Origin of the sequence: Stenotrophomonas sp. TWI602 (assembly GCF_039674045.1) — a bacterium.
Lineage (GTDB): Bacteria > Pseudomonadota > Gammaproteobacteria > Xanthomonadales > Xanthomonadaceae > Stenotrophomonas.
The window spans coordinates 1-9,812 of record NZ_JBDJMT010000042.1 but is presented as its reverse complement, the minus strand read 5'-3'; the positions used below and the strand labels follow the sequence as shown (position 1 = coordinate 9,812).

The window sequence follows — 9,812 nt, the reverse complement described above, 5'->3', positions numbered from 1 at the left end:
GCCCCCCGGGGGGGCGGGCGGGGGGGGGGGCGGTAGGCTTGGGTGCGCGCCCCGCCCCCGCCACTACCGTGTGCGCACCGACCAACGGTCGGTGCCTACCCTGTGCGCGCCGACCAACGGTCGGTGCCTCCCGGGCGGCATCGCCTACCCGGCGCGCTGGATGATGCCTTCGGCGATCACCGCCACCTGGCGCAGCACGTCGTTACGGCCGGCATCATCCACCGTCGCGCCCTGCAGGTAGCTGGTCAGCACCCACGGTGCACCGCCGGCGAGCGGCCACAGAATGGCGATGTCATTGGTGGTGTCCTCGCCATTGCTGCCGGTCTTGTCACCCACCCGCCACGCCTTGGACAACCCGGCGCGCAATCGCGCGTCGCCGGTTTCGTTGTCGATCAACCAATCCGCCAGCTGCTGTTTCGAGGCGGACGTGAGTACGTCACCAAGCACGAAGCGCTGCAGGCTGGCCGCCATCGCAGCCGGGCTGGTGGTGTCGCGCGGGTCGCCGGGGGCGAAGCGGTTCATCTCCGGCTCGAGCCGGTCATTACGGGTCACCGCATCACCGTTGGCCCGCAGGAAGGCGGTCACGCCGGCCGGCCCGCCCACCTTGCCCAGCAGCAGGTTCGCAGCGGGGTTGTCGCTGGTGATCATTGTCGCCCGGCACAGGTCGCGCACGGTGACATCCTTGCCTAGGTGCCGCGTGGTCACCGGCGCATGCGAGAGCATGTCCGGCTGGCGCACGGGCACGCGCTGGTCCAGCGAGAGCCTGCCCTGGTCGGCCAGGTGCAGCACCGCAGCGGACAACACGAACTTGAAGGTGCTGCACATCGGGAAACGTTCGTCCTGGCGGTTGCCGGTACGCCAGCCGGTGCCGGTATTGAGCAGGGTCACGCCGAGGCGCCCGCCGCTTGCTGTTTCCAACGCTGCGAAGTCTTTCGCCGCGACGGCCGGTTGCGGCGAGGGCAGCGGCGTCTTGGCGAAGGCGGTGGCGGTGGCGGTGGCGGTGGCGGTGGCGGCCAATGCAGACGCGGCGGCCGCGCCGGTCCATTGCAGGAACTGTCGTCGAGCGATCATGGGGTTCTCCTTGGCGAAGGCCTGAGTATTGGCAGGTTGCCGCGCCTCCACCAGCGAGGATTTTCAGCGGAAGTCATTACTTGACCTCATACCTTCTGATCCCCCTGCCGGGAATGAACGCGGAAAACAGCGTCATCTCTGCACGTCGCTCGCCGCAGCAGCCCCTCAGTGCGAAGATGCATCATCCCTGCTCACGGCTCGCCCATGCTCCGCCCCCAGCTGCCGCTCAATGCCCTGCGCGCCTTCGAGGCCGCTGCACGGCACCAGAATTTCACCCGCGCCGCCCTGGAGCTGTGCGTCAGCCAGGCCGCGTTGAGCCATCAGATCCGCGCACTGGAGGACCGGCTCGGCGTGTCGCTTTTCACCCGGTTGCCGCGCGGGGTCGCCCTGACCGATGAAGGCGCCCGCCTGTATCCGGTGCTCAACGAGGCCTTCGACCGCATCGCGGTCAGCCTGGACCGGTTCGTCGGCGGGCATTTCCGCGAGGTGTTGAGCGTGGGCGTGGTCGGCACGTTCGCCACCGGTTGGCTGCTGCCGCGCCTGGGGGATTTCAACGCGCGCCATCCGGATATCGAGCTGCGCCTGCAGACCCACAACAACCGCATCGATCTGGCCGGTGAAGGGCTGGACCTGGCGATCCGGTTCGGTGATGGCGACTGGCAGGGGCAGGTCAGCGATGCCGTACTGGATGCCCCGTTTGCGCCGCTGTGTGCACCTGCGTTGGCACGTACGCTGCGGCAGCCGCGCGATCTGGCCAACGTGGCCTTGTTGCGCTCCTACCGCAGCGACGAGTGGCCACGCTGGCTGCAGGCCGCTGGCGCGCCGGAACTGGACGCGCGTGGGCCGGTGTTTGATTCGTCCCTGACGCTGGCCAGTGCCGCCGCCGCAGGTGCGGGCGTGGCGCTGTTGCCGTTGAAGATGTTCGAGCAGGATCTTGCCCAAGGGCGCTTGATCCAACCCTTCGCGCAGACCCTGGATCTGGGCAGGTATTGGTTGACGCGGCTGCGCTCGCGCGCCGAGAGCGACGCGGCGCGGCGGTTCCGGGAATGGCTGGAGGCGCAGGACGATGTGCCGACCAACGGTCGGCACCTACCGGTTGCCTGAGGGTGCCAGGGAGATGCCGACCGGTGGTCGGCATGCCGTTTACGCGTCCAGCAATTCCATCCACGTCTGCTCGGCCTTGCTGAGCAGGGTCGCGGTGGCTTCACGATCGCGACCGAGGACTGCCATGCGGGTCGCATCGGCGTAGTTGGCCGGGTTGGCCAGCTCGCGGTCCAGGTCGGCCAGCAGCGCCTCCAGTTCGCCCACCTTGGCTTCGGCAGCAGCCAGTTTGTGGGGATTGACCGGCTTCTTCGGCGGCAGCGGCGGCGTCGGCGGCACCGGCTCCGGGGCCGCCGCGGCCATCTTCTGCTTGGTGCCCTGCGCGGCCGGACGCGAACGCAGCCACGCCGCGTAGGCATCCAGATCGCCGTCGAACGGTTCGACCACGCCATCGGCCACACGCCAGAACGTGTCGCAGACCAGACCGATCAGATGGCGGTCATGCGAGACCATCACGATCGCGCCCTCGAAGTCGGCCAGTGCTTCGGCCAGCGCTTCGCGCATTTCCAGATCCAAGTGGTTGGTCGGTTCGTCGAGCAGCAGTACGTTCGGCTGCTGGTAGGCGATCAGTGCCAGGGCCAGGCGCGCACGTTCGCCACCGGAGAAGCCGTCCACCGGTTCAAACGCGCGGTCACCGGCGAAGTTCCACTTGCCGAGGAAATCACGGAAGGACTGGTTCGGTGCATCCGGGGCCAGGTCGCGGAAGTGCTCCATCGGCGACTGCCCTTCATGCAGCGACTCCACCGTGTGCTGGGCGAAGTACCCGATGCGCAGGTCCGGATGCGCGGCGCGCTCGCCGCTGATCGGGTCCAGTTCGCCCACCAGGGTCTTCACCAGGGTGGTCTTACCGGCACCGTTCGGGCCGAGCAGACCGATGCGCTGGCCAGCCTCCAGGCCAAAGCCCACGTTGTGCAGGATCACCGAATCGGCGCCGTAACCGGCCTCGACATGGTTCAGCCGGATCAGCGAGAACGGCAGTTTGGCCGGCGGCGCGAACTCGATGCGGAACTCGCGCTCGGCACGCACCGCTTCGGTACCGGCCAGCTTGGCCAGGCGCTTCATGCGGCTCTGTGCCTGCGCGGCCTTGCTGGCCTGCGCCTTGAAGCGATCGATGAAGCTCTGCAGATGCGCGCGCTCGGCCTGTTCCTTGTCGTGGGCGAGCTGCTGCTGGCGCAACTGTTCGGCGCGCTGGCGCTCGAAATCGGTATAGCCGCCGACGTACAGCTTGGCGCCGCCACCGTGCAGATGCAGGGTGTGGGTGGCCACGTTGTCCAGGAACTCGCGGTCATGCGAGATCAGCAGCAGGGTGCCCGGGTACTTGAGCAGCCACTGTTCCAGCCAGAACACGGCGTCCAGATCCAAGTGGTTGGTCGGTTCATCGAGCAGCAGCAGGTCGCTGGGCATCATCAGCGCGCGCGCCAGGTTCAGGCGCACGCGCCAGCCGCCGGAGAACGAGGAGACCGCGCGCGAGTGGGTTTCGGCCGGGAAGCCCAGGCCGTGCAGCAGCTTGCCGGCGCGCGCCTCGGCGTCATAGGCACCGATCTCGGCCATGCGCTGGTGGGCGGTGGCCACCGCTTCCCAGTCTTCACGCGCCGCGGCTTCCGCCTCTTCACGCATGACGGCGGCCACCTCGGTGTCGCCCTCCAGCACGAACTGCAGCGCCGGATCCGGCAGCGACGGGGTTTCCTGGGCTACGCTGGCGATGCGGATCTTGCCGGGCAGATCGACGTCGCCCTTGTCCGCCTCCAGCTCGCCCTTCACGGCGGCGAACAGGCTGGACTTGCCGGCGCCATTGCGGCCGACCACGCCGACGCGGTACCCCGCATGCAGGGTCAGGTCGACGTTGGACAACAGCAGCCGCTCGCCACGGCGCAAGGCGAAGTTACGAAGGGAAATCATCTTGGGGGTCCATATAACGGAATGGAATGTGCTCGTGAGCACCTTTCCTGCGACGTAATTCTAGCGTTAACGAATACTTGACGGGCCCCGGGATGCGCGGCAGGCCTCGTTTCTCTCTCCCACGACCCTGCCCGCGCTTCCCCGGGACCCCCCTGTCAAATCCCCGGCCTCACGTAAATGGTTGCTTCTGCAACGTTTTTTACGAACGTGACTTACATTTGACAAGCGATGAATATCCCGTTAATCCGTCTATTGCGCACCGCAACACCGCCTTCGCAGACCCGATCCTCGATGCCGTGATGTCGCTTTGGTGCAGCACCGCCACTACCGGAGCCACATCCTGATGAACCGCAAGACCAGTACGCTCGCCGCCGCCGTAGCTGTCGCGCTCGGTATGTCCAGCTTCGCCGCCACCGCCCAGGACGTGCCTGCCCGGACGGCCGCCAACACCCTGGACACCATCATCGTCACCGGCACCCGCGTGGCCGACCGCACCGTGGCCGAGTCGCAATCGCCGATCGACATCATCACCCCCGAGGCGCTGCAGTCCACCGGCACCACCGAGCTGGCCACCGCGCTGGCCCGCGCCCTGCCCTCGCTGAATTTCCCGCGCCCGGCGCTGACCGATGGCACCAGCGGCATCCGCCCGGCGCAGCTGCGTGGCCTTTCCCCGGACCAGGTGCTGGTGCTGGTCAACGGCAAGCGCCGCCACACCTCCGCGCAGATCAACGTCAACGGCAGCATCGGCCGTGGCTCCTCGGCAGTGGACATCAACGCGATTCCGATCGCCTCGATCGAGCGCGTGGAAGTGCTGCGCGACGGCGCCTCCGCGCAGTACGGCTCGGATGCCATCGCCGGCGTGATCAACATCGTGCTCAAGGGCTCGTCCTCCGGCGGCAGCCTGGCGCTGGATGCCGGCCAGTACTCGGCCGGTGACGGCAACAAGTACCAGCTCTCCGGCGATACCGGGATCGGCTTCGCCGACGGCCGCGGCAGCGTGCATGTGGCCGGCCAGATCGTCCAGCAGGACGAGAGCAACCGTGCCGGCCCGTACCAGGGCACCGTGCCGAACACGAGCAACTTCCCCAACATCGGCCAGACCACCTTCGTGGTCGGTGACCCGCGCGTGGATGCGACCGCCGCGTCGGCCAACGCCAGCTTCCAGTTCAGTGACCACGTCTCGGCCTATGCCACGGCGATGGCCAGCAACCGCGACATCACCTCATTCGCGTTCTACCGCTCGCGCAACAACCTCAACCAGGGCGCGCTGCTGGCGCAGACCTACCCGGACGGGTTCGTGCCTGAGATCAATCAGTATTCCAAGGACCGTTCGCTGGTCGCCGGTGTGAAGGGCGGCTCGGACAGCGGCTGGAACTGGGATGTCAGCTACAACTACGGCGCCAACAAGATCGATTTCCACACCCGCAACAGCATCAACTACGCGCTCGGCGTGAACAGCCCGCGCTCGTTCTACGACGGCGCGCTGGAGTACACCCAGAACATCGTCAATGCCGATGTGACCAAGACCCTGGACTGGGGCCTGGCCTACCCGGTCACGCTGTCCTTCGGCGGTGAGTACCGCAAGGAAAAGTGGGAGCAGTCAGCCGGTGAACTGAACGCCTACACCGGCAGCGGTGCACAGGGCTTCGGCGGCTTCACCCCGCTCAACGCGGTGGATGCCGACCGTGACAACTACGCCGTCTACGCTGGCCTGGAAGCCGACCTCACCGACAAGTTCTCCGCCGGCGTGACCGGCCGCTACGAGGATTACTCGGACTTCGGCGACAAGTTCTCCGGCAAGCTCTCCGCGCGCTATGCCTTCACCGACAAGGTCGCCCTGCGCGCCACCGCCTCCAGCGGCTTCCGCGCGCCCTCGCTGGCCCAGCAGAGCTACCAGGCGGTGACCAGCACGATCATCAACGGCGTGTTCGTCGAACGCGGCACCTTCCCGACCACCAGCCCGGCCGCACAGGCCCTGGGCGCCAGCCAGCTGAAGGCCGAAAGCTCGACCTCCTACAGCCTGGGCCTGGTGCTGCAGCCGGTGGATCGCCTGTACCTGACCGTGGATGCGTACCAGATCGACATCGACGACCGCATCGTCCTGTCGACCAACATCACCACCAATGACGCCGCCAACGCGCTGCTGGCCAACCTGGGCCTGCCGGGCGTCACCGCGTTCTCCTACTTCACCAACGGCGTGGACACCCGCACCCGCGGCGTGGATGCGGTCTCCAGTTACACGATTCCGTTCGCCGCCAGCTCGCTGGAGCTGACCGCGGCCTACAGCTACAACGAGACCGAGGTGAAGAAGTTCATCGCCTCGCCGCCGGTGTTCGGCACGCTGGGCATCACCCAGTCGCTGATCGGCCGCGATGAGATCGGCCGCATCGAAGACAGCTACCCGCGCGACAAGACCATCCTCAGCGGCACCTGGCGCTCGGACCGGTGGGACCTGAACCTGGCCGCCACCCGCTACGGCTCGTTCACCGTGCGCAACTCGGCCACCGCCCTGCGCGACCAGACCTACGACGCCTCGTGGGTGCTCGATGCCTCGGCCAGCTACAAGCCGAGCGAGAACTGGACCCTGACCCTGGGCGCGGACAACATCCTGGACGAATACCCGGACCGCACCGTGGACCTGCAGAACTCCACCTGGGGCATGCTGCCGTACAGCAACTACTCGCCGTACGGGTTCAACGGTGCGTACGTCTATGGCCGCGTGACCTACAAGTGGTAACCCAAGGTAGTGCCGGCCGCTGGCCGGCAACCGCCTGATAAACCCCATGCCCCGGTTCGCCGGGGCATGGGCGTTTTGGCCGCAGGAAACCGCGATTCCGCGCATTCACCGTTCAACGCACGGGCTGTCCCGGACAGCACATGACCTGACCACGGGGACATAGCAGCATTGCGGCCATCGATGTTTGCCCGGACCGGCCGCATCGGTGAAAATCGGGGTACCCCCCCTCTTTGCGAGCCCCGATGCACCATGACACCGACCTGATCAACATCGTTGCCGTTGGCCTTGGGCTCGCCTTCATTTTCGGCGCGCTGGCCAACAAGCTGCGTTTGTCTCCCCTGGTCGGTTATCTGATTGCAGGCATCTGCGTAGGTCCGTTCACCCCCGGCTTCGTCGCCGACCAGGCACTGGCCAACCAGCTGGCCGAGATCGGGGTGATGCTGCTGATGTTCGGCGTCGGCCTGCATTTCTCGCTCAAAGACCTGATGGAGGTCAAAGCGATCGCCATCCCGGGTGCGATCGGCCAGATCCTGGTCGCCACCCTGCTCGGCTGGGGCCTGGCGGCGTTGATGGGCTGGCCGGTGATCTATGGCGTGGTGTTCGGTTTCTCGCTGGCCACCGCCAGTACCGTGGTGCTGCTGCGCGCGATGGAAGAACGGCGCCTGCTGGAAACCACGCGCGGCAAGATCGCCATCGGCTGGCTGATCGTGGAAGACCTGGCCTGCGTCCTGGCGCTGGTGATGATGCCGGTCCTGGCCGGCGTGTTCGGGCCCGATGCGGCCAATGAAACCCATACCGTCGGCAGCGTGCTGGCCAGCATCGGCTGGACCTTCGTGCAGCTGGGCCTGTTCGTGGCGGTGATGCTGGTGGTCGGGCGCCGGGTGATTCCGTGGATCCTGGAGCGCATCGCCGGCACCGGTTCGCGCGAGCTGTTCACCCTGGCCGTGCTGGCCATCGCACTGGGCGTGGCGTTCGGCTCGGCGATGCTGTTCGGCGTGTCGTTCGCACTCGGCGCGTTCTTCGCCGGCATGCTGCTCAACGAATCCGAACTGAGCCACAAGGCGGCCAATGATTCGCTGCCGCTGCGCGATGCGTTCGCGGTGCTGTTCTTCGTCTCGGTCGGCATGCTGTTCAACCCGGCCATCCTGATCGAGCATCCGTGGCAGGTCCTGGCCACGGCGGCGATCATCATGTTCGGCAAATCGGCTGCTGCGTTCGTGATCGTGCGCGCGTTCGGCCATCCGACCGGTACCGCGCTGACGATTTCCGCCAGCCTGGCGCAGATCGGCGAATTCGCCTTCATCATCGCCGGGCTCGGCGTGACCCTGGGGATCCTGCCGCCCACCGGTCAGGCGCTGGTGCTGGCCGGTGCGCTGATCTCGATCATGCTCAACCCGCTGGTGTTCGGCCTGCTCGACCGCTGGCTGCTGAAGCATCAGGAAACCGCCCCCACCACGGTGGAGACGGAATTGCCGCCGGGCCCATCGCTGGACCTGCATGACCATGCCATCGTGATCGGCTACGGCCGCGTCGGCAGCGCGCTGGCGCAGGTGCTGCGCGACCGGGGGGTGCCGGTGATGATCATCGACGACAACAAGGAACACGTCGCCGAAGCGCACGCGGCCGGCTTGCCCGGTATCCGCGGCAGTGCCGCCTCCGACCGCGTACTGGCCGAAGCCCATCCCGAGCGCGCCAAGATCGCCGTGCTGGCGATCCCGCAGCCGCTGGAAGCCGGTGAAACGCTGGCCAAGCTGCGCGCGCTCAACCCCGGCCTGACCCTGCTGGCGCGTGCACACAGCGATGCCGAGGTGAAGCACCTGCTCGCCCACGGTGCCGATGGCACGGTGATGGCCGAGCGCGAACTGGCCTACTCGCTGGCCGAGATGGTGATGTCCACCCCGCCGTACCGCACGATGGGCCAGCAGCACAGCATCCCGGTGGTCTGAGGGCCGCTACGCGACCGGCACGCAGATATCCGCGCGGAGGATGTCCTCGGGCACTTCTTCCGGATCATCCAGGTAGTGGTAGTACAGCTCCGCCTCGCGCAGGGCGTGGCCACTGTCGGGCAGCCAGTCGCGTAGCAGGGCGTCAGTGGCCGCTTCCAGGCCCGCGTAGCTGCCCACATGGCGCAGCACGGCATGCGTGCCGCCACCCAGCGTCAGCGCACGCAGCGGGGCCGGTAGCGCCTGCGGCGGGCGCCCGAAGCCCATGGCGCAATCGAACACGCATTCCTGCGCCGGCGCGTCGCGGTGGTCCGTCCGTGCGATGCCGATCAACTGCTGCAGCTGTTCGGCCCAGCCCTGCTCGGCGGCCCAGGTGAAGATCGCGCCGAAGGCCTGATCCAGATCATCGAAGGCCCCTTCCCTGCGCAGCGCCACCACATCGAAGGGTTCCAGCGTGGTCACCGTGACCTGCAACGGCACCGTCCCGTCCGCGTGATCGCCCGCCGGCAGCGACAGCCGCTGCTGCCAGTGGCTGCGCAGCCCGGCATCCTCACGCAACGTGCTCGGCGTGGCATCCAGCGCCTGGCGACAGGCACGGGCCAGCGCCTGCGGGCTTTCATAGCCGACGTTCAAGGCGACCTCGGTCACCCGGCTCTCGGCCTGGCCGAGCAGCGTCAGCGCCTGCAGCAAGCGCAGGCGCGCCACGGTACGCCCGGGCGTTTCACCGGTCAGTGCACGGTACAGGCGATGGAAGTGGAACGGCGACTGGTGCGCGATCACGGCCAGTGCCTCCAGATCGGGCAAGGGATCGCCAGCGCGCAGGCACGCCTGCAGATGGGCGATGACACGATCGATACCGTGGCGCTGGCGGACCTGGGCAATGCGGTGCATGGCGGGCTCCCTCTCGAGGTGACGCTCAGCGTGCGCCGTGCGGCGCCCCTGCGCGTGGCCGATCTTGCGCAGTTGGGGGATCGTCAGCCGATCCTAACCCTGCCGGTAGAGCCACGCCATGCGTGGCTGCGTCTTCTTCCGGCGCCGCGCAGCCACGCATGGCGTGGCTC

General features: G+C 67.4%; 6 protein-coding genes. 3 read left to right on the top strand and 3 right to left on the bottom strand.

Features of this window, described 5'->3' with window-relative positions; genetic code table 11:
* Positions 1-144 precede the first annotated feature (144 nt).
* Complete coding sequence (gene blaL2, locus ABE483_RS18770; RefSeq protein WP_346482179.1) at positions 145-1,071, bottom strand: L2 family extended-spectrum class A beta-lactamase; 927 nt, start codon at positions 1,069-1,071, stop codon at positions 145-147.
* A 204-nt stretch (positions 1,072-1,275) separates the two neighbouring features.
* Between blaL2 and ABE483_RS18765 the strand changes: the two genes are divergently transcribed.
* Positions 1,276-2,175, top strand: a complete 900-nt coding sequence (locus tag ABE483_RS18765) for a LysR family transcriptional regulator (RefSeq protein ID WP_313212517.1) — start codon at positions 1,276-1,278, stop codon at positions 2,173-2,175.
* Between the two features lie 39 nt (positions 2,176-2,214).
* On the opposite strand, the gene ABE483_RS18760 is transcribed toward ABE483_RS18765, so the two are convergent.
* A complete protein-coding gene (locus tag ABE483_RS18760; RefSeq protein WP_313212518.1) occupies positions 2,215-4,071 on the bottom strand; it encodes an ABC-F family ATP-binding cassette domain-containing protein in 1,857 nt (618 codons plus the stop codon).
* A gap of 343 nt (positions 4,072-4,414) precedes the next feature.
* On the opposite strand from ABE483_RS18760, the gene ABE483_RS18755 reads away from it, so the two are divergent.
* Positions 4,415-6,808, top strand: a complete 2,394-nt coding sequence (locus ABE483_RS18755) for a TonB-dependent receptor (protein WP_346482178.1) — start codon at positions 4,415-4,417, stop codon at positions 6,806-6,808.
* A 242-nt stretch (positions 6,809-7,050) separates the two neighbouring features.
* On the top strand, positions 7,051-8,754 hold the full coding sequence (gene ybaL / locus ABE483_RS18750; RefSeq protein WP_088433889.1) for a YbaL family putative K(+) efflux transporter: 1,704 nt from the start codon (positions 7,051-7,053) through the stop codon (positions 8,752-8,754).
* Positions 8,755-8,760: 6 nt separating this feature from the next.
* Here the strand turns inward: ybaL and ABE483_RS18745 are convergent, their stop codons facing one another.
* A complete protein-coding gene (locus ABE483_RS18745; protein ID WP_346482177.1) occupies positions 8,761-9,642 on the bottom strand; it encodes an AraC family transcriptional regulator in 882 nt (293 codons plus the stop codon).
* Between the last annotated feature and the right edge of the window lie 170 nt (positions 9,643-9,812).